The 23364-nt window shown below is 68.1% G+C and carries 24 protein-coding genes and 3 pseudogenes; 16 read left to right on the top strand and 11 right to left on the bottom strand.

Features of this window, described 5'->3' with window-relative positions; all coding sequences use genetic code 11:
* Window positions 1-27: 27 nt before the first annotated feature.
* Window positions 28-846: a putative hydro-lyase gene (locus OL239_RS17050; protein WP_268909899.1), complete on the top strand. Its 819-nt coding sequence runs from the start codon at window positions 28-30 to the stop codon at window positions 844-846.
* Between the two features lie 35 nt (window positions 847-881).
* Here the strand turns inward: OL239_RS17050 and OL239_RS19775 are convergent, their stop codons facing one another.
* The 6 genes and pseudogenes from OL239_RS19775 to OL239_RS17025 form a co-directional block, all read right to left on the bottom strand.
* Window positions 882-1151, bottom strand: coding sequence for an FCD domain-containing protein (locus tag OL239_RS19775; protein WP_329609272.1), 270 nt, complete (start codon window positions 1149-1151; stop codon window positions 882-884).
* A complete protein-coding gene (locus OL239_RS17045) occupies window positions 1079-1546 on the bottom strand; it encodes a GntR family transcriptional regulator (RefSeq protein ID WP_329609271.1) in 468 nt (155 codons plus the stop codon). Before OL239_RS17045 ends, OL239_RS19775 begins: the two co-directional genes overlap by 73 nt.
* A 72-nt stretch (window positions 1547-1618) precedes the next feature.
* Window positions 1619-3361 (bottom strand): acetyl/propionyl/methylcrotonyl-CoA carboxylase subunit alpha, encoded by a 1743-nt coding sequence (locus tag OL239_RS17040; protein WP_268909898.1) that lies wholly within the window; start codon window positions 3359-3361, stop codon window positions 1619-1621.
* 130 nt (window positions 3362-3491) lie between these two features.
* Window positions 3492-5033, bottom strand: a pseudogene (locus OL239_RS17035) (carboxyltransferase domain-containing protein); the annotation flags it as partial.
* A complete protein-coding gene (locus OL239_RS17030) occupies window positions 5030-5788 on the bottom strand; it encodes a LamB/YcsF family protein (protein ID WP_268909897.1) in 759 nt (252 codons plus the stop codon). The pseudogene OL239_RS17035 and the gene OL239_RS17030, both read right to left, overlap by 4 nt.
* Window positions 5789-5849: 61 nt before the next feature.
* A complete protein-coding gene (locus tag OL239_RS17025; RefSeq protein ID WP_268909896.1) occupies window positions 5850-6974 on the bottom strand; it encodes a LacI family DNA-binding transcriptional regulator in 1125 nt (374 codons plus the stop codon).
* 233 nt (window positions 6975-7207) lie between these two features.
* On the opposite strand from OL239_RS17025, the gene OL239_RS17020 reads away from it, so the two are divergent.
* From OL239_RS17020 to OL239_RS19760, 8 genes and pseudogenes are all read left to right on the top strand, one after another.
* Window positions 7208-7654 carry a M28 family peptidase gene (locus OL239_RS17020; protein ID WP_268911807.1) on the top strand — a complete coding sequence of 149 codons (447 nt, stop codon included), beginning with the start codon at window positions 7208-7210 and terminating at the stop codon, window positions 7652-7654.
* Window positions 7546-8502, top strand: a complete 957-nt coding sequence (locus tag OL239_RS17015; protein WP_268911806.1) for a M20/M25/M40 family metallo-hydrolase — start codon at window positions 7546-7548, stop codon at window positions 8500-8502. The genes OL239_RS17020 and OL239_RS17015 overlap by 109 nt, the downstream gene beginning before the upstream one ends.
* Window positions 8499-9242, top strand: coding sequence for a DUF5058 family protein (locus OL239_RS17010; protein ID WP_268909895.1), 744 nt, complete (start codon window positions 8499-8501; stop codon window positions 9240-9242). The genes OL239_RS17015 and OL239_RS17010 overlap by 4 nt, the downstream gene beginning before the upstream one ends.
* Before the next feature lie 27 nt (window positions 9243-9269).
* Window positions 9270-9995, top strand: a complete 726-nt coding sequence (locus tag OL239_RS17005) for a hypothetical protein (protein ID WP_268909894.1) — start codon at window positions 9270-9272, stop codon at window positions 9993-9995.
* Between the two features lie 182 nt (window positions 9996-10177).
* Window positions 10178-11367: pseudogene (locus OL239_RS17000) on the top strand (amidohydrolase).
* Complete coding sequence (locus OL239_RS19770; RefSeq protein ID WP_329609270.1) at window positions 11364-12173, top strand: amidase family protein; 810 nt, start codon at window positions 11364-11366, stop codon at window positions 12171-12173. Before OL239_RS17000 ends, OL239_RS19770 begins: the two are co-directional and overlap by 4 nt.
* A gap of 5 nt (window positions 12174-12178) precedes the next feature.
* Window positions 12179-12442 (top strand): hypothetical protein, encoded by a 264-nt coding sequence (locus tag OL239_RS19765; protein ID WP_329609269.1) that lies wholly within the window; start codon window positions 12179-12181, stop codon window positions 12440-12442.
* Window positions 12415-12837, top strand: a complete 423-nt coding sequence (locus OL239_RS19760; protein ID WP_329609268.1) for an amidase family protein — start codon at window positions 12415-12417, stop codon at window positions 12835-12837. The genes OL239_RS19765 and OL239_RS19760 overlap by 28 nt, the downstream gene beginning before the upstream one ends.
* On the opposite strand, the gene OL239_RS16990 is transcribed toward OL239_RS19760, so the two are convergent.
* From OL239_RS16990 to OL239_RS16980, 3 genes and pseudogenes are all read right to left on the bottom strand, one after another.
* A complete protein-coding gene (locus tag OL239_RS16990; protein WP_268909893.1) occupies window positions 12838-13275 on the bottom strand; it encodes a nitroreductase family deazaflavin-dependent oxidoreductase in 438 nt (145 codons plus the stop codon).
* Between the two features lie 61 nt (window positions 13276-13336).
* Window positions 13337-13835: pseudogene (locus tag OL239_RS16985) on the bottom strand (hypothetical protein).
* 70 nt (window positions 13836-13905) lie between these two features.
* Window positions 13906-14643, bottom strand: a complete 738-nt coding sequence (locus OL239_RS16980; protein ID WP_268909892.1) for an SDR family oxidoreductase — start codon at window positions 14641-14643, stop codon at window positions 13906-13908.
* A 137-nt stretch (window positions 14644-14780) separates the two neighbouring features.
* Here OL239_RS16980 and OL239_RS16975 point away from each other — a divergent pair, with 137 nt between their 5' ends.
* Window positions 14781-15326, top strand: a complete 546-nt coding sequence (locus tag OL239_RS16975; RefSeq protein ID WP_268909891.1) for a hypothetical protein — start codon at window positions 14781-14783, stop codon at window positions 15324-15326.
* A 596-nt stretch (window positions 15327-15922) separates the two neighbouring features.
* Window positions 15923-16828 carry an FAD-binding oxidoreductase gene (locus tag OL239_RS16970; protein WP_268909890.1) on the top strand — a complete coding sequence of 302 codons (906 nt, stop codon included), beginning with the start codon at window positions 15923-15925 and terminating at the stop codon, window positions 16826-16828.
* A gap of 26 nt (window positions 16829-16854) precedes the next feature.
* Here OL239_RS16970 and OL239_RS16965 read toward each other — a convergent pair whose 3' ends face one another.
* Window positions 16855-17379 (bottom strand): VOC family protein, encoded by a 525-nt coding sequence (locus tag OL239_RS16965; RefSeq protein ID WP_268909889.1) that lies wholly within the window; start codon window positions 17377-17379, stop codon window positions 16855-16857.
* A 67-nt stretch (window positions 17380-17446) separates the two neighbouring features.
* Here OL239_RS16965 and OL239_RS16960 point away from each other — a divergent pair, with 67 nt between their 5' ends.
* The 5 genes from OL239_RS16960 (at window position 17447) to OL239_RS16940 (ending at window position 22766) form a co-directional block, all read left to right on the top strand.
* Window positions 17447-18295, top strand: coding sequence for a helix-turn-helix domain-containing protein (locus OL239_RS16960; protein ID WP_268909888.1), 849 nt, complete (start codon window positions 17447-17449; stop codon window positions 18293-18295).
* A 301-nt stretch (window positions 18296-18596) separates the two neighbouring features.
* The gene (gene chvE, locus OL239_RS16955; protein WP_268909887.1) at window positions 18597-19715 is read left to right on the top strand and encodes a multiple monosaccharide ABC transporter substrate-binding protein; all 1119 of its coding nucleotides are present in this window, start codon (window positions 18597-18599) and stop codon (window positions 19713-19715) included.
* Between the two features lie 72 nt (window positions 19716-19787).
* On the top strand, window positions 19788-21335 hold the full coding sequence (gene mmsA, locus OL239_RS16950; RefSeq protein WP_268909886.1) for a multiple monosaccharide ABC transporter ATP-binding protein: 1548 nt from the start codon (window positions 19788-19790) through the stop codon (window positions 21333-21335).
* The gene (gene mmsB, locus OL239_RS16945; protein ID WP_442864170.1) at window positions 21332-22534 is read left to right on the top strand and encodes a multiple monosaccharide ABC transporter permease; all 1203 of its coding nucleotides are present in this window, start codon (window positions 21332-21334) and stop codon (window positions 22532-22534) included. Before mmsA ends, mmsB begins: the two co-directional genes overlap by 4 nt.
* Window positions 22535-22544: 10 nt before the next feature.
* Window positions 22545-22766, top strand: a complete 222-nt coding sequence (locus OL239_RS16940; RefSeq protein ID WP_268909885.1) for a hypothetical protein — start codon at window positions 22545-22547, stop codon at window positions 22764-22766.
* Between the two features lie 292 nt (window positions 22767-23058).
* Here OL239_RS16940 and OL239_RS16935 read toward each other — a convergent pair whose 3' ends face one another.
* The gene (locus OL239_RS16935; protein WP_268909884.1) at window positions 23059-23322 is read right to left on the bottom strand and encodes a hypothetical protein; all 264 of its coding nucleotides are present in this window, start codon (window positions 23320-23322) and stop codon (window positions 23059-23061) included.
* Between the last annotated feature and the right edge of the window lie 42 nt (window positions 23323-23364).

Here is a 23364-nt window from a genome sequence, read left to right as displayed (position 1 = left end):
AGCATCCGGAAAGGACCTGAAGTAACCATGGAAGCCCAACTGCCCCGAACCCCGGCGCCGGGAGCCGTCGATACGGCGGCCCTGGCTCCGGCCGAAGCGCGCCGGCTCTTCCGGGCCGGCCTCGTGACGCCCACGGCGGGCTGGTCCGCCGGCTACGCGCAGGCGAACCTGATCATCGTGCCCCGGGAAGCCGCCTTCGACGTCCTGCTCTTCGCCCAGCGCAACCCCAAGTCCTGCCCGATCCTCGGCGTGCTCGACGCCGGTGAAACCGCCGGTCCGCTGCTCGCCGGCGGCGACATCCGCACCGATGTGCCGCAGTACACGGTGTATGTCGACGGTGAAAAGGTGGCCGAGCCAACGGACATCACCGGGTATTGGCGCGATGACCTGGTGACCTTCATCGTCGGCTGCAGCTTCACCTTTGAGGCTGCGCTGCAGGAGGGCGGTATCCGGATTGCTCACATCGAGCAGGGCACCAACGTGCCGATGTACCGCACGTCAATCCGCTGCGAAGCGGCCGGCTCCATGAGCGGTCCCCTGGTGGTGTCGATGCGTCCGGTGCCGGCGTCCCAGGTGTCCGACGCCGTCCGCATCACCGCCCGCTATCCGGCGGTCCACGGTGCGCCCGTGCACGTCGGCAACCCGGAAGAGCTGGGCATCAGCGACCTGTCCCGGCCGGACTTCGGCGATCCGGTGGACATTCCGGAAGGACACGTGCCGGTGTTCTGGGCCTGCGGCGTGACCCCGCAGGCCGCAGTCATGGAGTCCAAGCCGTCGCTCGCAATTGGGCACGCGCCTGGGCACATGCTCATCACCGACGCGCGGGACAGCTCATATCTGGTCTAAGTGCTTTGCCCGCGTAGGCCGGCCCCGCGGCCGGCCTACGCGGGCAGGTGCGCCAGCAGCTCGGCCTCGGCCGCATCCAGGTAGCCGCGCAGCGCCTCGGCCGCGTCGGAGCGGCGGCCGGCGCGGAGCAGCTCCACCAGACCGGCGTTTTCCTCCACATAGTGGGTATGGAAATCCGGCTGGGCGTTCATGGCGTGGAAGACCAGCCGCATCTCGGCCAGCACCCGTCCCATCAACTGCTGCAGCTGGACGCTGCCGGACATGGCGACCAGGGCCTCGTGGAAGGCCTGGTTGGCGGCGGCCATTTCCGGCACATCCCCCGGTCCCGCGCGTCCCGCGCCCCGGCCACCACCGCGTCCAGGCGCTCCACATCCAGGTCCGGCCCCCAGAGTACGGCGGCGGGCTCCAACATGCGGCGCACCCGGTAGATTTCCCGAACAGCTGCGGCATCCGGGGCGGCAACAAAGACTCCGCGGTTGGGAAAGCGGGTCACCACGGATTCGAGGCTGAGCATGGTGAACGCCTCGCGCAGGGTGTTGCGGGACACCTGCATGGAGGCGGCGAGCTGCTGTTCCGAGAGCTTCGTGCCCGGCGGCAGTTCGCCGGCGGCTATCCGGCGGCGCAGCACGTCGGCCACCCACACGGTGGTGTTGGCATGGTCGGCGCGGTCGGCGATGATGTCCCCCAGGTTCACGAGCATCTCCCCAATCTAGCGGGCGGAAGAAGGATCCGGAGCACCGGCCGGAGGGGGACGGTCGGTACTCCGGACGTTTTAGGAGCCGATGCGGCCCAGGGAGTCCCCGCGGCCGACGGCGGTGCCCGGTTCCAGTTCGGCGCGGGTGAAAGTGCCGGCCCGGTGGGCGCGGACGGTGGTTTCCATTTTCATGGCCTCGAGTGCGGCCACCGGGTCGCCCTCGGCCAGCTGCGCGCCGTCGTCGGCCAACCATTTCACCAGGGTTCCGGCCATCGGGGTGGCCAGCCCGGCGTCGTCGTTCCCGCCGCCGCCTGCGGCGGCCGTTCCGCCTGCGGCAGCACCGCTCCCGGCGCGCAGGGCGTTCAACAGGGCGGCCGGCACTCCGACGGACACGGCGCGGCCGTCGACGTCGATCGTGATCCGCTCGCGCTCGGCGCCCGGCAGGGACGCGGCAATTTCCGGCGAGGCCGCCAGCGGCTCGGCGAACTCGGACTCGATCCAGGTGGTGTACACCCCGAGCTTGTCCTCGCGGGTGAACGCCTCGGAGCGGACGACGGCCCGGTGGAAGGGCACCACGGTCGGCACACCGCGGATCACCAGTTCATCCAGGGCCGCCCGGGCGCGGCGCAGCGCCTGCGGCCGGTCCTCGCCCCACACGATCAGCTTCGCCATCAGCGAGTCATACTCGGCCGGTACCACGGACCCGGAGCGTACGCCGGAATCCATCCGAAGGCCCGGGCCCGTGGGCGGTTCAAAGGCCTCGACCGGGCCGGGGCCGGGCAGGAACCCGCGGGCCGGATCCTCGGCATTGAGCCGGAATTCGAAGGCGTGGCCGCGCGGCGCAGGATCCTCGGTGAAGGACAGCGGCAGGCCGCCGGCAATGCGGAACTGCTCCCGGACCAGATCAACGCCGGTGGTTTCCTCAGTCACCGGGTGTTCCACCTGCAGGCGGGTGTTCACTTCCAGGAAGCTGATCAGCCCGTCCGGGGAGACCAGGTATTCCACCGTGCCGGCGCCGGTGTAGCCGGCTTCGCGGCAGATGGCCTTGGCGGATGCGTGGATGGTGGCCCGCTGGTCATCGGTCAGGAACGGTGCGGGAGCCTCCTCGACGAGCTTCTGGTTCCGGCGCTGCAGGGAGCAGTCACGGGTGCCGACGACGACGACGTTGCCGTGCGTGTCGGCCAGCACCTGGGCCTCCACATGCCGGGGCTGATCCAGGAAACGTTCGGCGAAGCACTCGCCGCGGCCGAACGCGGAGACGGCCTCGCGGACAGCGGACTCGAAGGCGTCCTCGATATCTTCGAGCCGGCGGGCGATCTTCATGCCGCGGCCGCCGCCTCCGAAGGCCGCCTTAATGGCCACCGGCAGGCCGTGCTCCTCGGCAAAGGCCCGGACCTGCTCCGCACTTTCCGCCGGTCCCTCGGTACCGGGCACCAGCGGGGCACCGGCGCGGACGGCGATCTCGCGGGCGGTGACCTTGTTGCCCAGGTCGCGGATGGCCTGCGGGGAGGGGCCGATCCAGGTCAGCCCGGCGTCGAGCACTGCCTGGGCAAAGTCGGCGTTTTCGGACAGGAACCCGTAGCCGGGGTGCACGCCGTCGGCCCCGGCTTTCTGCGCGGCGTCGATCAGCTTGGGAATGTTGAGGTAGGTGTCGGCGGAGGCGGAGCCGCGCAGGGGCAGCGCTTCGTCGGCGAGCCGCACGTGCAGGGCATCGGCGTCCGGGTCCGAGTAGACGGCCACGGATCCGATGCCGGCGTCGGCGCAGGCGCGGGCCACGCGTACGGCAATTTCGCCGCGGTTGGCGATCAGGACCTTCTTCATGGGGTTCCTTCCGGAAACAGCGCGGCCGCCTCGCTGGGGAGAGCGGCGCCAGGGTATCGGGGTTCACAAAAACAAAGCGGACGGGATGGCCGGGCGGCAGCTGCGCGGCCACGGGCAGGTCCTGCGGCACGACGGCGGCGATCACCGGATACCCGCCGGTCACCGGGTGCTCGGCGAGGAAGAGGACGGGAAGGCCCGACGGCGGGACCTGCAGCGAGCCGGCGACCACACCTTCGCTGGGCAGTTCGCCGTGACGGATGCGGACCAGCGGGTGGGCGCCGTCGTCGTCGTCATCGGTGGTCAGCCGGACACCGATCCGGTTGGACTCGTTCGTGGTGTGCCAAGTGTGGCCGGTCAGGGTGTCGACGGCATCGGTGCCGAACCAGTCCTGCCGCGGGCCGGCAGTGATGCGCAGCAGGGTGGGGTCAGTGCCGTTGCCGAGGGTTCCCGGCCCGCCGCCTTCGCCCAGGGTGCCGGACTCGGGAGAGCCCACGGGGGCCGTGCCCGTGACGCCGCCGACCGGCAGCCGGGTTCCGGCGTCCAGCGGCGCGGGTCCGATGCCGCTCATCGAGTCGGTGCTGCGGCTGCCCAGAACCGGCGCAACGTCGATGCCGCCCCGGACGGCCAAATAGGAGCGCACACCGCGGTACGGAGTGCCCAACGCCAGGGTTTCCCCATCGAGCAGCGCGAACGGAGAGTTCAGCGGAGCGGGACGGTCCCTGGCTTCCCCGGCGGTGACGACGGCGGCGGGCAGCTCGGCTCCGGCCAGCGCCAGGACCGCATCACCGCCGCGCGCGGTCAGTTCGAGGCCGCCAAAGAGGTTCTCGATCACCGCCGCGTCCGCCGGGTTGCCGACCAGACGGTTGGCCTGCCGGGCGGAGCGGATGTCTGCGGCGCCGGCGGCTGAGACGCCAAGGTCCGCGTAGCCGGGGCGGCCCAGGTCCTGGATCAGCGACTGGAGGCCCGGGGCGGTTACCTCAAGTGACGGGCCGTCCACTGCGGCCGGGGATGAGGAGGAGGCGGGCGTCGGCGTCGTTGTGATCAGTTCACGGACGGCTTGGAAGATGACCTTGTCGCCGGGGCGGATGAGCGCCGGGTCTTCGCGGTCCAGATCCCACATGACGGCGTCCGTGCGGCCGATCAGCTGCCATCCACCGGGGGATTCACGCGGATAGACCGCCGAATACTCTCCCGCCAGCGCCACGGAACCCGCGGGCACCGCGGTGCGGGGACTGTTACGGCGGGGCACGTTGAGGACCGGATCGCCGCCGGTGAGATAGGTGAAGCCGGGGGCGAAGCCGCCGAAGCCGCCCAGCCAAAAACTGCCGGTGTGCGCCTTGACAACCGCTTCTTCCGAGAGGCCGGTGAGACGGGCGACCTCGGCGAGGTCGGCGCCGTCGTACATGGTGTCGATGGTGACAGTGCGCGCTTCCGGCGCGTCAGCGTGGGTGAGGTCCAGGGCCTGGACCAGGGCCGCGGCGTCGACCGTTTCCCGGCGGCCGATGAAACGGGCCAGAACGGTCCCGGCGGCGGCGAGGACATCGACCTGGCCGGGCAGCGGATGCGCCTTGAGCCGGGCATGCAGGGCGGTGACATCGGCCAGCGACTTCAGTTCAACCAGCAGTGCACGGGTGCCGGCGGGCCGGATCCCGGTGATCGGAGCTGGGCTCATACGAAACTCTGGATGGTGACACCGGCAGCTTCCAGGCCGGAGCGCACCGCCCGGGCCATGGCCACCGCTCCCGGAGTGTCACCGTGAACGCAGATGGACGCGGCGTCCATGGGGATGACGGTGCCGTCCACGGCCGTGATGGTTCCCTCGGTGGCGAGCCGGACCATATTGGCCGTGACCTGGTCCGTGTCGTGGAGGACGGCGTTGGGTTCGCGGCGGGAGACCAGCGTGCCGTCGGGGTTGTAGTTGCGGTCGGCGAAGGCCTCGGCCACACCGCGCAGGCCGGCGTCGGCGGCTTTGTCCAGTGCGACGGCGCCGGGCAGCAGCAGGACGGGGAGGGTCTTGTCGAAGGCGCGGACGGCGTCGACGACGGCCTGCGCATGAACCTCGTGCCGGACGATTGTGTTGTAGAGGGCACCGTGCGGCTTGACGTACTTGATCTCGCTGCCGGCGGCCCTGGCCAGGGCCTGCAGGGCGCCCAGCTGGTAAAGGACATCGTCGTGCAGCTCCGTGTAGGAGCAGTCCAGGAAGCGGCGGCCGAAGCCGGCCAGATCCCGGTAGCCCACGTGCGCGCCGATGGTCACGCCCGCGGCGACGGCGTCCCGGCAGGTCTGCGCGATGGTGGAGGGGTCTCCGGCATGGAAACCGCAGGCCACGTTGGCGCTGGAGACGGACTCGAAGACGGCGGCGTCGTCGCCCATCTTCCAGTTGCCGAAGGACTCTCCGACGTCGCTGTTCAGATCAATGACCGGCATGCTGGCCTCCGTGCCTCTGGGAGTTGGTGTTCTTACAGTGTGCGTGATCACGTTGGATTGTTCAACAATCTTTGCGATGTTGCGTGTCCCCGCCCGGGCGCGCATCAAGGGTTGACGCGCGGGGCACCAGAACGGGAGACAACAGAACTGAGGAGACGTCGCGGCCCGAAATCCGGTCCAGCAGCAGCTCCAGGGCGAGCCGCCCCATCAGATCCCGGTCCGACCGCACGGACGTCAGCGGCACCGGCAAATCCGCTGCCAGCTCGACGTCGTTGTACCCCACCAGCGCAACATCGGATCCCACCGTCCGGCCGGCGTCGCGCAAAGCACCGATCACGCCCACCGCAGTGAGGTCGTCCACCGCAAAGACCGCCGACGGCGCAGGATCCAGTTCGCAGAGCAGATCCCCGGCCTGATGTCCGGCCGCCACTCCAAACCCCGTGGCGGCCACCCGCTCGTCCGGGATAGCCAGGCCTGCACCGGCAAACACCTCCCGGAACCCGGCGGTGCGGTCCCGCCCGGTGCTGGCCAGCGGGTCCCCGGCCGCCACCGCCACGCGGCGGTGGCCCTGCTCCAGGAGGTGCCGGGCCGCCAACCGGCCACCCTCCAGGTCATCGGTGCTGACGCTCAAATGACCGGGCAGGGTGCGCATGGCCAGGACATAGGGCACGCCCAGTTCCTGCAGGTGTCCGGCCAGCGTGTCATCCAGCCGAGCATCGGCCAGGATCACGCCGTCAATGCGGCGGGCCAGCAGCGCATCCAGCCGCTCGCGCCGGACTGCCGGATTGTCCAGCCCATTGGCGACCACCGCGCTGTATCCGGCCGCGGCAGCCGCGCTGTCCACCCCGCTGTACATGGTGGACAGCGCCAGATCCGTCAACCGGTGGACCAGAACGCCGATCAGCTTGGAACTGCCGGTGCGCAGCGCCGCTGCGGAGTTGTCCCGCCGGTAACCCAGGGAACGGGCGGCCTCCCGCACCCGGGCCACGGTGGCCGAACTGATTCGCACCGGTCGTTCCGCCAGTGACCGGGAGGCCGTGGAGGCATGAACGCCGGCCAGTCGGGCAACGTCCTCCAAGGTTGCGGGACGGAGCTGGCGGCGGCGGTCATCGCTGATGGTTCGGGCCTTTCCGGTTGCTGAAACCGACGGCGCGTCGGTGACGTCGGAGGTGCAAGTGTAAGCCATGACGCTGACCTGACCGGGCCGGTTTACACAATGGAATTCAACAATTTACTTCCGGATTTGTTGAGCAAGAAATAATTTGTGATTAATCCGCTGACTCTGGACGCTCTGCCCGCCGCTGTGTGAAGGTGGTGCCCAAGCCCGCCTTGGGAAGTGATCCCACTCTCCCCGGAACCGGGCCTTTTGCACACTGCATTGTGCAAACGATTGCATTTCAGGGAGGTAAGCCATTGTCTGTGCCGCTGTCCGACACCGGGGAAATCACCGGCCGTCTCAATGCCGCTCTCGCCGGTCTGGCGGAGTTCCGCACCGCAGGCCGCCCGGGCTGGACCCGTGAGGTCTTCAGCGAGTCCTACCGCGAGTCACGGCAGTGGGTGGCCGGGCAGATGAAGGCCGCCGGGCTGGAGGTCCACCGCGATGCGGCGGGCAATCTTGTGGGAAGGCTCGCGGGACGGAACCCCGCCGCCAAACCGCTGGTTACCGGTTCCCACACGGACACCGTGGACGGCGGCGGCCGGTTCGACGGCGTCGTCGGCGTGCTGGGTGCCCTCGAAGCGGTGCAGCTGCTGCGCGAATCCGGCGCCGCCCTGGAACGCGACCTGCTGGTGGTGGACTTCCTCGGCGAAGAGTCCAACCCCTTCGGTCTCAGCTGCCTCGGCAGCCGCGCCCTGGCGGGGAGCTGACAGCGGCTGACCTGGCCCGCACCGACTATGCGGGAAAGACACTGGGAGCGGCCTACTCGGACTTCGGAGTCGACCCGTCCGCGCTGCTGTCCTTCGAGGGATGGACGGGAAGCCGGCGTCCGCATGCCTACCTCGAGCTGCACATTGAGCAGGGACCCACCTTGGAAGCACGCGGGATGCCCATCGGCATCGTCACGGCCATCACCGGCATTGAACGCCTGGTGGCCAGTTTCACCGGTACGCCTGACCACGCCGGAACACGCCCCATGGACGACCGCCGGGACGCCATGGTGGCTGCCGCCGAAGCGGTGCTGGCCATCCGCACCGAGGGCTGCGGCGCACCGGAGCACGGCGTTGCCACAGTGACCCGGTTGGAGAATGCATCCCGTTCGCCCAACGTGGTGCCGTCCCTGGTCCGCCTCTACGGGGAAGTGCGCAGCGTCGACGAGTCCTGGCTCTCCGGCACCCGCGGCCGGCTCGCCGCCGAGATTGCCGCCCGGGCCGCAGAGCACGACGTCGAAGCGGACCTGAGCTGGTCCACGGACAACACAGTGGTCCGCGCCTCGGACAGCGTGCAGGATCTTGCCGGCGCCGCTGCCTCCGCTGCCGGTATTGACTGGATGGCCGTTCCCAGCGGTGCCACACACGATGCCGTGCACATGGCCGCACTGGCACCCGTGGGCATGATCTTCATCCCGTCCGCCGCCGGCAAAAGCCACTGCCCGGAGGAATTCACGGCCACTGACCAGATAGCAACCGGAGTCCGCGTTCTGGCGGACACCCTGATCCGGCTGGACTCGCACCAGTTCTCCACCACCCCCCACACCACTCAAAGGAGTACCTTATGAGCCCTCTCCTTCCCCGTGACGGCAGCTCCACAAACATCATTGAGGTGGCGAACACGCCCATTCTCTGGGTGTTCGCACTTGCCGTTTTCGCCGTCGTCATCATCCAAAGCCTGATCTACATGAAGGCCGCCGCCAAGGCCGGCCCCGCCGCGGACATCTCCCAGACCGAGCTGCGCGCCTCCTTCCGCGCCGGGGCGGTGGCCGCCGTCGGCCCCTCGCTGGCCGTGGTGCTGGTGAGCATCGCGCTGCTGTCGCTGTTCGGCACCCCCGCCGTCCTCACCCGGATCGGGCTGGTGGGCTCCGCTGCGACTGAGACCGCATCGGCGTCCATCGCCGCCGGGACCATGGGCGCGGAACTGGGCGGGGCGGACTACACGCAGACCGTGTACGCCGTGGCGTTCACCGCCATGAGCCTCTCCGGCGCCATGTGGATGGTCTGCTGCCTGATCTTCACCCCGCTGCTGCGGCGCGGCGACACCAAGCTGCGCAGGGTCAACCCCGGCCTGATGGCGATCATCCCCACCGCCGCGCTGCTGGGCGCGTTTGCCAGCCTGGGCGTGGCCGAGCTGCCCAAAAGCGGAGTGCATGTGCTGACCGTGGCCGCATCCGCCGCCGTGATGGGCATGTGCCTGTTCCTGGCCAAGAGGCTGCAGGCACCCTGGCTGCGCGAGTGGGGACTTGGCATCTCCATCGTGCTCGGCCTGGTCATCGCCTACCTCGCCCACACCGCCGGCGCCTAAACCCCCAACTTCGAAGGAGAACGGCTTATGTCCAACACCGCCGCGGGCACCAACGCCTCCGCACTCGCCGAATTCGACCGGACCACCTCCCGCTGGGGCCAGCTGACGATGATCGCTGCCCTGCTGCTGTCCCTCGCCGGCCCCGCCTACCTGGTGTTCTTCGCCGACCTCGGCGTCACCGGCACCATGGTGCTCACCGCGGCCCTCGCCGTGGGTGCCTCGTTTTTCGTCCTCTGGTTCGTTGAACCCATCACCTACTACCCGGTGCTGGGCCCGGCCGCCATGTACCAGGCGTTTATGATCGGCAACCTGGCCAACAAGCTGCTGCCGGCCGCGATGGTTGCCCAGGCCACCATCGGCGCAAAATCCGGTACCAAGAAAGCCGACTTCTCCGCCATCATGGCCATCTGCGGCGCTGCCATGGTGCACGTGCTGTCCATGCTGATCTTCGTGGGTCTGCTGGGGACCTGGCTGCTCAGCCTGATCCCGCTGGAGGTCATGGAGGTCACCCGCATCTACATCTTCCCGGCCATCATCGGCGCCGTGATCGTGCAGTTGGTGGTCTCCGCCAAGCAGCCGCGCATCACCTTCGTGGCCGTGGGCGTGGCGCTGCTGGTCGTCTTCGTCCTGGTCCCGCTCGTGCCGGCCCTGGCCAAGCTGGCCACCGGTATCAGCGTGCTGGTTACGGCGGTCCTGGCCTGGATCGTCCGGGACCGCAACGCCGCCGCCGGCAAGGCCGAACTGGTCAACTAGCCCGATCCACACCAGCTAGTCCGATCCACATCAGCTCGACGCCGGCGCGCACCGCCGCACGCCGGCTTTCCACTCCTCCGGGCTCCGCCCGCAACTGAAAGGTTCGTTTCATGAATACCAACACCGCACCCGCACCCGCCATCCTCTCCACCTACGGTTACACCGCCGCCGACCAGCAGAAAATGCATGACACGTACCGCCACCTGCACGCCAACCCTGAACTGTCCATGCAGGAATCGGGCACGGCAGCGTTTTTGCTGCAGCGGCTGCAGGAGCTGGGACTTGAGGCTTTTCCCTGCGGGGGAACCGGCGTCGTCGGCGTCCTGCGCAACGGAGACGGACCCGTGGTGGGGTTCCGCGCCGACACCGACGGGCTGCCGATCGCGGAAAACACCGGCCTGGACTTTGCCAGCACCGCCACGGGCACACTGGAGGACGGCACCGCGGTGCCGGTGATGCACGGCTGCGGCCACGACACGCACATGTCGGTGGCCCTGGCCAGCGCCGAGCTGCTGGCCCGCAGCACTGACAAATGGGCCGGAACCGTGGTGTTTCTTTTCCAGCCCGGGGAGGAGACCGCCGCCGGAGCAAAGGCCATGCTGGCGGACGGACTGTGGGAGAAGGCTCCGAAGCCCGAAGTGATCTACGGGCAGCATGTCTGGCCCGGCGTGGCCGGCGGGCTGGAGATCAGCAGCGGCACGGCGATGGCCATGGCGGACTCCTGGAGGATCACCGTGATCGGCAAGCAGGCGCACGGCTCGCAGCCGGAGAAGTCCATTGATCCGATCGTGCTGGGCGCGCACATGATCGTCCGGATCCAGACCATACTCTCGAGGAAGTCCCGGCCCGGGACTCCGCAGTGATCACCATCGGCACTTTCCACGGCGGGCTGAAAGAAAACATCATCCCCGGCAGCGCGGAATTCACCGTCAACGTCCGCACCTTTGAACCCGCAATCCGGGAGCAGGTCCTGGACGCCCTGCGGCGGATCATCGCTGCCGAGGCCGCAGCCTCCAACGCCCCGGACCCCGTGATCGAAGAAATCTCCAGCTTCCCGCGCTGCTACAACGATCCCGACGCCACCGCCGAGGTGCTGACCGGGCTGCGCACGGTGCTGGGCGAGGACAACGTCAATGTCGTTCCGCCGGTGATGGGCAGCGAAGATTTCGGGCTGCTGGCGGATGCCATCGGGGTTCCTTCCGTCTACTGGATGTTCGGTTCCACCAGTGCCGCAAGGATCGACGCCGGAGAGGCGGTGGCAGGAAACCACTCCCCGGAGTTCGCTCCCGAGCTGGAACCGACCCTGGGCACCGGCCTGGCCGCTGCGCTCGCGGCCATCGGCACGCGGCTGGCTGTGGACGGGCGGGCATGAGCATGGGCCTGACGCCGTCGGCCGAAACCATCCAGGCCATGTCCGCCGTCGAGCTCACCGGTGCCATCAGGACCAAGCAGCTTTCCGCGCGCGAAGCCCTTGACGCGCAGCTGCAGCAGATCTCGGCAGTGAATTCCCGGATCAATGCGGTGGTCACGCTGGATCCGGAGGGCGCCCAGGCGCTGGCGGCCGCTGCCGATAAACGCACCGCTGCTGCGGGGGACTCAGCGGCGGACAATTTGCCGCCGCTGCACGGGCTGCCGATGACGCATAAGGACACCCACAACACCCGGGGGATGCGCACCACGCAGGGGTCCGTCCTGTTCCGGGATTTTGTTCCCGATGACGATGATTTGATCATCGCGCGGCTGAAGGCTGCGGGGGCGGTGACCACGGGGAAGTCCAATGTGCCCGAGTTCGCCGCCGGTTCGCACACCTTCAATGACGTGTTCGGCACCACCACCAACCCGTATGCCCCGGAGCTCAGCGCCGGCGGCAGCAGCGGCGGGGCAGCTGCTGCCCTGGGCGCACGCATCCAGGCGATCAGCGACGGCAGTGACATGGGCGGCTCACTGCGGATCCCGGCGTCGTTCTGCAACGTGGTGGGTTTCCGGCCGTCAGCGGGCGTGGTGCCCACCTGGCCGTCCTCCGACCTGTGGAGCTGGCTGGCCCGCAGCGGACCCATGGCCCGGGAGGTGGCGGACATTGCGCTGATGCTCACCGCGGTGGCAGGACCCCGGCCCGGGCCGGAAGTGCTGCCCTCAATTCCCCGGAAACCTTTGCCCAGCCGCTGGAGCGGGACCTGACGGGGGTGAAAATCGCTTGGACGCCGGATTTCGGTCTGGGCATTCCCGTGGACAAACAGGTGCTGGGCGTGCTGGAAGCCCAGCTTGGAATCTTCGAGGCGCTCGGGGCCACCGTGGAACAGGCCTGCCCTGACCTGCGCGATGCCGACCTGGTGTTCCACAACGTGCGGGCACTGGAGTTTGTGCATTCCCTGGGAGATCTGGTCCGGGACCATGCGGAGCTGATCAAGCCGGAAATCCGTTGGAACGTGGAGCAGGAAGGGGGCTGACCGGACAGGACATTGCCGACACGGCCGCAGCGCGCACCCGGCTGGCCCTGAAGGTTCACGAGTTCTTCGGCGGCTACGACGTCCTGCTGGCGCCGGCGGCGCAAGTGCTGCCCTTCGACGCGGGGCTGCGCTACCCGGAGGCCATCAACGGCGAAGCGCTGCCCACGTACCTGGACTGGATGCGCTCGGCCTGCGTGATATCAGCCACGGGGCTGCCGGCGCTGTCCATGCCTGCGGGGTTCAGTGCTGACGGATTGCCCGTGGGGCTGCAGATGGTGATGAACCACGGGGAGGACTTCCAGCTGCTGCAGGTGGCGGCGGCCTTTGAGCAGGCCACCGGTTATGCCCGCCGCGCCCCGGCACTGACGGCCGGGAACGGGGCGGGCGTGAACTGATTAGTCCATCCGCTCCAGCACGAACACCGGGATCTCCCGGTCCGTCTTGGCCTGGTAGTCCGCGTACGGGGGATACGCGGACACTGACCGCTCCCACCACACCGCCTTTTCCCCGCCGGTGACTTCGCGGGCCCGCATGTCCCACTTCTGCGGTCCGTCCTGCAGTTCCACCTGGGGGTTGGCCTGGATGTTGAAGTACCAGACGGGGTGCTTGGGCGCACCGCCCTGGGAGGCAACGACGGCGTAGTCACCGTTGTGCTCCACCCGCATCAGCGGCGTCTTGCGCAGCTTTCCGGACTTGGCACCGACCGTGGTGAGCAGAATGACGGGACGGCCGCCGAGGGTGGTGCCCTCCGTGCCGCCGGAGCTTTCGATCAACTCCGCCTGCTCGCGGGCGCGCTTGCTGGAACTGGGGGCATATTCACCGGTAAGAGGCATGGGCACCAGTCAACCGCTTTGCCGCAGCCAGGTCCAGTTCAGGCATCAGCCGGGCCCGTTACTAGACGCGGGCCTGGACGAGATTGGCGAACGGCAGCCTGCCGTGGAGTTCGATGAAGTCCGCGTGGTAGCCCGCCAGGGCTGCGTTGAGTTCGTCCGCCGGCAGCTCCTTCCAGGCCACGAGGAGGGACTCCGCGTCCGCCAGCTGCCAGATCAACCGGCCATCCCAGTGGCCCGGGGCTTGCCCCTGCCGAAGTCCAGGAATTCGGAGATCTGGCGCCGCAGCCCCCGGTTGCCCTGGCTGCCCGCTCCGGCCTTGCCGATAAACAGCACCCCGGCATCCTCCACCCATTCGGCTGCGAGTTCGGCCGGAGTCAGGGACGGATTCTTCTTCTTGAACACCCCGGCCGTGCTGACGGCCAGGAAGCGGGGCTCAAAGGCTGCGGGGCGGAGCGCAACGAAGATCCCCTGGCGCTGCGGAATCCGGGTGGTTTCCACGGCACCGAGGGCCGGAATCCGGTGAACCCGTCCTCTTTGAGCGACTTCCTGGTCAGTGGCATGAGTTCCTTGATGTTGCGCGGCGGGACGGCGGAATGCACCCCGGGAGCCGGGGAAACCGCCCCTCCGATATTACGCGGCGCCGCCGTTGGCGAAGAGCACCTGCCCGTTGATCCAGCGGCCCGGACCGGCCAGGAATGCCACCGCCTCGGCGATATCCTCCGGTGTGCCCAGCCGCTCCATCGGGTTGAGCTTGGCGATGGCATCGATTTGCGCTTCGGATTTGCCGTTGAAGAACAGCGGGGTGGCAGTCGGGCCCGGAGCTATGGCGTTGACCGTGATGTTTCGTCCGCGCAGCTCGCGGGCCAGAATCAGGGTCAGCGATTCCACGGCGCCCTTCGACGCGGCATAGGCCCCGTAGCCCGGCATTTGCAGCCGGGTCACGGACGTGGAGAAGTTGATGACCGCACCGCCGCCGCGCAGGTGGCGGGCCGCCAGCTGGTCCACGATGAAGGTGCCGCGGACATTGGTCCGCTGGATCCGGTCGAAGGTCGCCAGATCCATGTCCGCAACCGGGCCGAGGGGCATTATGCCGGCGGTGTGAACCAGCACGTCAACGCCGCCGAACGCCGCGGCTGCCTCGACAAACATCTCCTGCATTTGCCCTTCCTCCGCCACGTCCCCACCGAAAACCACGGCGTTGCCCCCGGCATTGACGACGCCGTCGGCCGTTTCGCGGGCCGCGTCGCGGTTGCCGCTGTAGTGGACAAGGATGTTGGCGCCGTCGCGGGCGAGTCGCAGTGCTGTGGCCCGGCCGATGCCGCCGGATCCGCCGGTGACAATGACAGAGCGCGGGGACGGCGTGGTCATGGGAACCTCCGGAAGAGGGGTGGGCACGCGCGAAAGAGCGCAGTCCTGCGCCCATTCTGCCTGTTCCGTGCGGGGGCGTGTAGGGTGCTGCGCATATGCGGCTGCGCCGCCGTGCCCATTGAACAGGACCTGAACCCATGACCGAGCCGAGCACCGGCGTCGAACGCAGCACCGCAGAACGTGCCGCCGACCGGATCGCCGACCGGATCGCCGACACTTTCCTGCTGGCGGCTGTTTCCGCAGGAGCGCTGGTGTCGCTTCTCCGAACGCTGAACGTGATCGATGCGTCCGTCGGCTCTTTCATGCTCTGGGGTGCGGTGCCGCCGCTCCTGGTCCTCGCCGCGTATCTGTTCACGGCGGCATCCGAAGGCCGCGCCGGCATCCGCCGCCAGCGGGGAGCCGTGGCGGCGCTCACCGGCCTGGCAGTCCTGAGCGTGCCCTTTGTCGGTTTTCACCTCGCCTTCAGCCCGGTGTACGGCCTGTGCCTGATTGCGCTCGCGGTGCGCACCCGCGGGACGCTGGCGGCGGCAACGGGTGTCCTTGCCCTGGGCGTCAGCCTGGCTCCGGCCCTGTCCGGCGGAACCTTTACGGAGCTGCAGGCCATGGCATCGATCGCCCTGGTTGCCGTGGCCGCCGCCGCTGCCGCTGTCCGCGGCCGGCGGGAAGCCATAGCCTCCGCGTAGTGAGCTGCCCCGTGGTTTCTCCGCGGCGATCTGCGCCTTGACCTGCATCGATGCCGGAACCTGAAAGAATGGGAACACCCGGCGAGCTGGCGTGGCCGCCGGGTATCCGTCCCAGACCGACCCCCGCCCGTGAAATGGAGCCCCACCGATGTCTTCTGAATCCTCCGCCCAGCCGTTCGGCGTCTCCGCCGGGGAGCGCGTCACCGTCTACGGCGCGCAGGGCCGTCCGGAGACTGCCCCGTACCTGCCCGGGCAGGCCCATCTGGGTGAGCCGGGGTCGCGCCTGCCCGCCGACGTCGTCATCCTGTTTGTCGGGTCCGCAGCTGACCTTGCCCACGAGCTGACGGACGCCGCCGCAGCGGTGGAGCCGGGCGGGGTCCTGTGGGTTTGCTACCCGTCGGTTGCCGCGGAGGGCGAGGAGCTCGACATCAACCGCGACACCGTGGCGTCCCTGCTGCAGGCCAACAACTGGGAGCCGCTGGCCGACGCTTCGCTGAGTGAAAAGTGGTCCGCTGTGCGCGGCCAGCCGTCGGGGAGTAACGGCCAGGATTTCGCACAAACATGCCTCGCCCGGACTGCAGCCGGAGCAGTATGGGGTGGTCCACAAGCACCTGATGTGGGCGGTCGCGGATGTCATGGGCGACGCCGTCACCGGCGGGGCCGCGGCGTGGGACGAGGTGTACTGGCTCAAGGCCGGTGCCCTGATCACTTCCGAGCGTGCCCTGTATGCCGCTGCGGAGCTGGGGTCAGCGGACGTCTGGGGTGCCTGGACGGTGGTCCGGAAGATCCGCGAAACCGATGACGTCGTGACCTTCGTGGTGCAGCGCACCGACGGCCGCCGGGCCAAGCCGTCCCTGTCCGGACAGTACGTGTCGCTGAAGGCACTGATGCCCGGCGGCGTTCACCAGCCGCGCCAGTACAGCCTCAGCCGGGCCGACGACGGCCGCTACCGCCAGTTCACCGTCAAGCGCGTGCACGGCCAGGCAACTCCCGACGGCGAAGTGTCCAACCTGCTGCACTCCGGTGTGGGCGTGGGCGACGAGGTGCTGCTCTCCGCCCCGTTCGGTGACGTGGTGCTGCAGTCCACCGTCCGGCCGGTGGTCTTCGCCAGCGCCGGCATCGGCGTCGCGCCCGTGGCCGGCATGCTCTCGCATCTGGCAGAGGCCGGATCCCTGCGCCACATCACCGTGCTGCACGCCGACAACTCCGCCGGCTCCTACGCCCTGCGGGACCAGGTGAAGGCGGACCTGGACCGGCTGTCGCGGGCCTCGTCCCTCACCTGGTTCCTGGAACCTCCGGCGGACGCCCAGCCGGGCAGCGGGTTCACCGGCTTCATGGACCTGGACACCGTGGAGCTTCCGGCCGACGCCGAGTACTACCTGTGCGGGCCCCTGCCGTTCATGCGGGCGGTGCGCAGTTCCTTGATCGGGCGCGGCGTGCCTGCCCGCGACATTCAGTGCGAAGTGTTCGGCCCGGATCTCTGGCTCGCCGACGTCCAATAAGCTCCCGACTTCCAGTAAGGCGGGTATCAGCCCTGCTGCGCCGCCCACTCGGCCACCCGCCGGGCGCTCTCCTCCTCGGACAGATCCTCGACGCGGGTCATCACCGACCAGCGCACCCCGAACGGATCCCGGATGCTGGCATACCGGTCGCCGCTGACGAACGTGCTCAACGGTTCCCGGACGGTGGCTCCGGCGGCCTCGGCCCGGGCCACCACCTCGTCCGCATCCGCGCAGTACAGGCCGAGTGAATAGCAGTCCGCGTCCCCGTCCGGGGCCGGAACCAGCCCATAATCGGGCATGGGTTCGCCCACCTGCAGGTGCCCGGTGCCGAAATCCAGTTCGGCGTGCACCACCACGCCGCCCATCTCGGTAACGTCCACCACCCGCGCACCGAATATGTCCCGGTAAAAGTCGATCGCCCCGCGGGCTCCCGGTACGGCCAGGAACGGTGTCAGGCTGGAGGAGCCGTGTGGAACACCGTTGGTTGTATGGTCTCCGGTGACGCCTGCGGTTGGCTGCGGTTCTGTGGAAGTGTTCTCTGAAGTAGTCATGGTGTCAGGCTAGGCAGGTGCCGGCCGGCGCCGCTTGTAGATTCACGACACCGGAAGCGGGGACACCGTGGAGGAGCAATGGCGGGGCACACTGTATCCAACCCGGCTGCCGCAGTTCCACCGCGCTGATCCGCCGCCCGGGCTTGAAAACCGGATCCGCTGGGTGTGGATTCCGGAATGGAACCTTGGTCCGGGCCGCGTATCACGCCAGGAACTTCTGCCGTTTCCGGCGCTGAACCTTGTCATTCAGCCCGGCGGCGTGACTCTCTCCGGCCCGGCAACCCGCCGCTCTTTTCGGGACCTGCACGGCTCCGGCTGGGCCGTGGGGCTGCTCCTGCGGCCGGCAGCCGTGCCCTTCCTTGCCGGGGACCCCGGACAGCTCCGCGATGTGGAGATTCCCTTCGACGCGCCTGATCTGCTTGCGGGGATTCGCACCGCCATGGCAGCAGACGGCGGCAACGACGACGCCGCCGCCGGCAATGACGACGACGACGGCGGCGCCCGCCGCCGTGCCCGCGCGGTTGCCGCTGCGGCCGCCTGGCTGCAGTCCCGGGTGCCTGCGCCGTCACCCGAAGCGGAGCTGGCCAACCGCTTGGAGGAGCTGATCCGGGTGGACCCTGCCCTGACCCGCGTCGACCAGGCGGCGGCACAGCTGGGGGTGTCGGTCCGCACCGCGCAGCGCCTGGCCAAGCGGTATGTCGGGCTGCCTCCGCTCATGATGATCCGCCGTTACCGGCTGCAGGAAGCGGCCGAACGGCTCCGCACCGAACCCGGCACCATCATTGCGGACATCGCCGCCGAGCTGGGGTACGCCGACCACGCCCACCTTGCCGCTGCTTTCCGGAACGTCCTCGGCCTGACGCCCAGCAGCTACCGCCGGTCTGCGGATGCGGGAAACCCAACGGCCACAGGGTAACGCCGGCGCCCCGGCTAACTCCGGCCCGCGCCGGCGTCAGCGCGCTACCTGTCCGCCGGAAAACGGCGTTGCGATTACATAACTTGCCCTATTTCTCTTGTCCCTGATTCCCCGGGCACATAGGTTCTCTCCGCCTGCAAGATGCGCCGCCTGCACAATGCGCGGCGGTTGTTCAGCCGGCAGGCACCAGTGTGTTGTATCCGTCCGATCCAGCTCCAGCAGTCCAGCGTGGCCCTGTGCCGCTTCCCGGCCGGGCCGGGAATCAGCCGCAGCAGCCGGATCCTGTTCCAAAGGCTTTCCCATGACCAGAAGCAAGCACGTTTCGACCTTTATTGTGACCCTCGGACTCGCGGCGGGGCTGGCAGCCTGCGCGCCGGCCGGAACCACCGGCGACGGCGGCGACGGCGAAGCCGCCGAATGCAACGTGGGAATCTCGATGCCCACGCGCAGCCTGGAACGCTGGATTAACGACGGCGAGGGGCTGAGGGAGAAACTCGAAGCCAAAGACTGCGATGTGGACCTGCAGTACGCCGAAGACAGAACCGACCAGCAGATCAGCCAAATCCAGAACCAAATCGCCGGCGGTGCACAGATCCTCGTGGTCGCCGCCATCGACGGCGAAACCCTCGGGCCCGTCCTGGAGGAAGCCAAGGCCCAGGACGTCCAAGTCATCGCCTATGACCGCCTGATCAACGGCACCGAGGCCGTGGACTACTACGCCACCTTCGACAACTACAAGGTGGGACAACTGCAGGGTGAATACCTCGTGGACCAGCTGGGCCTGGAAAACGGGGACGGCCCGTACAACCTGGAGCCGTTCGCGGGCAGCCCAGATGACAACAACGCGGAGTTCTTCTTCGCCGGGGCGTGGGACGTGCTGCTGCCGTACGTCGAGGAGGGCCAGCTGGTGGTTCCCTCCGGCAACTCCCCGGCCAGCAACGACGAGTGGACGTCCATCGGCATCCTTGGCTGGCAGTCCGCCGACGCACAGTCCGAGATGGACAACCGCCTGCAGTCCTTTTACACCGGCGGCGAGCGGGTCGACGTCGTGCTCTCGCCCAATGACAGCCTGGCGCTGGGCATCCAAGCGTCGCTGGACGGCGCCGGCTACACACCCGGCACTGACTGGCCGCTGATCACCGGCCAGGACGCCGACGTCGCCAACGTGAGGGCCATCCTCGCCGACCGCCAGTCGATGACCGTCTGGAAGGACACCCGCGAACTAGGCACCCAGGTGGAAACCATGATCGATGCGCTCGTGGCCGGTGACGAGGTGGAAGTCAATGACACCGAAACCTACGACAACGGCATCAAAGTGGTGCCCACCTACATCCTCGACCCGGTGGTCGTCACCAAGGACGAGGTGCAGCCCACGCTGGTGGACTCCGGCTTCGTCACTGCCGGCGACGTCGGCCTGTAGGACCTCCTTCCGGAACAAGCGGGGCGCGGCAGCACGCGCCCCGCTTTCTCCCTGTACCGAAACGAGAACGGCATGAATGACGTCATCCTTTCCATGGACGGCATCGTCAAGGAATTCAACGGCATCAAAGCGCTCGACGGCGTATCGGTGGACGTCGAGCGCGGCGGTGTGCACGCCATCTGCGGTGAGAACGGGGCCGGCAAGTCCACGCTGATGAAGGTGCTCAGCGGCGTCTATCCGCACGGCAGCTTCGAGGGCACCCTCACCCTGGACGGCAGGGCCGTGTCCTACGGGTCGATCAATGACAGCGAGCGGGACGGGATCGTGATCATCCACCAGGAACTCGCGCTGAGCCCGTACCTGTCCGTCGCCGAGAACATTTTCCTGGGCAATGAGGTGTCCCGCGGCGGCGTCATCGACTGGAACCAAACCAACCTGCAGGCCGCGGCGCTGCTCGAGCGGGTGGGGCTGGACGAAAGCCCGGCCACCAAAATCCTGGAACTCGGGGTCGGCAAGCAGCAGCTGGTGGAAATCGCCAAGGCCCTGTCCAAGGAGGTGAAGCTCCTGATCCTGGATGAACCGACGGCGGCACTGAACGACGGCGACTCGGCCCACCTGCTGGGGCTGATCGACCAGCTCCGCGGGCAGGGCATCACCTCGATCATCATTTCCCATAAGCTCAACGAAATCCGCGCCATCGCCGACACCGTCACGGTCCTGCGCGACGGACGGACCATTGAGACGTTTCCCGTCGAGGACACTGACGACATTGAAACCCGGATCATCCGCGCGATGGTGGGCCGGCCGCTGGATTCCCAGTTTCCGCCCCGCGACGCGCAGATCGGCGGCGAGAAGTTCCGGGTCGAAGACTGGACCGTGCACCATCCGATCGACGTGGACCGCGTGGTCGTCGACAACGCCTCCTTTGTCGTCAACGCCGGCGAGATCGTGGGCTTCGCGGGCCTGATGGGCGCCGGGCGCACCGAACTGGCGATGAGCATTTTCGGCCGCTCCTACGGCAGCGGCATCTCCGGCCGGGTCTATAAGGACGGCACCGAGATCCGCACCCGCACCGTGGGCGAGGCGATCCGCAACGGCATCGCCTACGTCAGCGAGGACCGCAAGCGGTACGGGCTGAACCTGATCGGCAGCGTGGCGGTCAACGTCACCGCGGCCGCGCTGGGGAAACTCGCACGGCTGGGCATCATCGACCGCAACCGGGAATACGCCGTCGCCGACGACTACCGGCAGCAGATGAACATCAAGACGCCCACGGTGTCCTCGCTCGTCGGCAACCTCTCCGGCGGAAACCAGCAGAAAGTCGTGCTCAGCAAGTGGATCTACTCCGGACCCGACGTGCTGATCCTGGACGAACCGACCCGCGGCATCGACGTCGGCGCCAAGTTTGAAATTTACGGAATCGTCAACGAGATGGCGGCCCAGGGCAAAGCCGTCATTGTCATTTCCAGCGAGCTGCCCGAACTGATCGGACTCGCCGACCGCATCTACACCATCGCCGAAGGCCGGCTCACCGCCGAGGTGCCCCGCGCCGAGGCCACCCAGGAAGAACTGATGCGCCACATGACCGCCGCCCGGACCCAAGGAGCACAAGCACCGTGACCACCACTACTCCAGAACAAGCCAAGGCGCCGGTTCCGCCCAACCCGTCGACGTCGAAACGGCGCCTGCGCGTGGACGTGAGGCAATACGGGATCCTCGCCTCACTCGTCGTCATCATCGTGCTGTTCCAGATCCTCACCGGCGGCCGACTGCTGTATCCGGGGAACGTGTCCAACCTGATCCAGCAGAACGCCTACGTGCTGATCCTGGCGATCGGCATGGTCATGGTGATTATCGCCGGGCATATCGACCTGTCCGTGGGATCCGTGGTGGCCCTGGTGGGCGGCGTGGCCGCGCTGTCCATGAACAGCTGGGGCCTGCCCTGGTGGGGTGCCGTTGTCCTGGCCCTCGCCGTCGGCGCCCTGATTGGTGCGTGGCAGGGATTTTGGGTGGCGTTCGTGGGGATACCGGCGTTCATCGTGACGCTGGCGGGGATGCTGATTTTCCGCGGCCTGGCCCTGGTGCTGCTCTCCGGCGGCACGGTCAGCGGCCTGCCCCGCCCGTATGTGGCCATCGGCTCCGGAACCCTGCCCACCACCGGCACCCCCGACCTCATCACGCTGGGCATCGGAGCCGTGGCCTCGGCCGCGGTGGTCGTGCAGCAGCTGAGGTCCCGGGCTGATCTGCGGCGCCTGGGCCTGCCCCTCGAAGGGGCGCTGTCCTTCTGGTTCAAGATCGGTGTTGCCGTGGTCGCCATCATGTACCTGTGCTATCTGCTGGCGTTCAACCGGGGCACTCCGATCATCCTGATCATCCTGGCCGTGCTCGTGCTGGCGTACTCCTTCCTGCTCACCCGCACCGTGTTTGGCCGGCATATTTACGCCATGGGCGGGAACCTGAACGCCGCCATGATGTCCGGGGTGAAAACCCGGTGGGTGAACTTCTTCATCTTCGTGAACATGGGGTTCCTGGCCGGGCTGGCCGGCGTCGTCGCCACCGCCCGGGCCGGCGGCGCCGTGTCCTCGGCCGGCAGCGGCTACGAGCTGGACGCCATTGCGGCCGTGTTCATCGGCGGGGCCTCGGTGCAGGGCGGGGTGGGAACGGTCATTGGTGCGGTGATCGGCGGCCTGGTGATGGGCGTGCTGAACCAGGGCCTGTCCATCCTCTCCGTGGATACAGCCTGGCAGCAGGTCATCAAGGGCCTGGTGCTGCTGCTCGCGGTGGCGTTCGGCTTCAGCCGCCGCCGGAGCGCGCGGTAGCTCCGGGGCGTTGAACTTCCGACACCGCCAGCCGGTGGACCTGACCGAGGGTGTGGTCCGGCTCTCCCCGTTGGACCTGACCGACGTCGTACCCCACCTCGCCGGCGAGGACACCGAGCTGGTGCGCTGGCTCAGCGGCGGCATCGGTACGCGCCGCAGCGTTGAAGACTACATCCGGCGGTGCATGGCGCATCCGGAGTGGCGGGGCAGGGCCTCGCCATCCGGGCGGTGAGCCTCGCTGGGAGGTACGCGGCGGGGCATGGGTGCCGTGCGGGCGGTCATTCGGACTGAAGCCGGCAACAGGCCGTCAGTTGCTGTGGCTCTCCGGGCCGGTTACGTCCGGCTGCACCGCAGCGGAGCGGGCGGAGATGAGCAGTACTGCTGGTTCGTCAAAGACCTGGCCTCTTTGGATCTGGAGAGCAGCGACGCCATAGCTGAGGCGAATCCTGTCCCAGATGCGAAACGGCACTGGACGGCTGGCTGAGGTACCGAGCGCAGGTGTGCACCGCAGAATCCTACTGGGGTTATCTCTTGGCCCGCAGCCAGGCCACCAGATAGCCCGCTGATACCAGGACGAAGAAGACGCCGCTTACCAGGTTGAAGGTACGGGACTGGGCAGAGTCGCTCATGCCGGACAGAACCAGCCAAACGATTCCCAGGAGAAGGAAGAGGACCGCAAAAAACGCCGCGAATCCGGGCCGCATGGGCGCTGCTATTTTACCCGGTTCGGTGAGCCCGGCCCAGTCCGTCATGCGGCGCCACCGGCCATGTGGTTTCTGTTCGATCATGCTGCGAGGCTAACAACGCCGTTGAAGATCATCTAGCAATCC

It is taken from the genome of Arthrobacter sp. ATA002 (assembly GCF_026898095.1).
Lineage (GTDB): Bacteria > Actinomycetota > Actinomycetes > Actinomycetales > Micrococcaceae > Arthrobacter_B.
The sequence above is the reverse complement of the archived record's forward strand: the minus strand, read 5'-3'. Positions and strand labels throughout refer to the sequence as shown.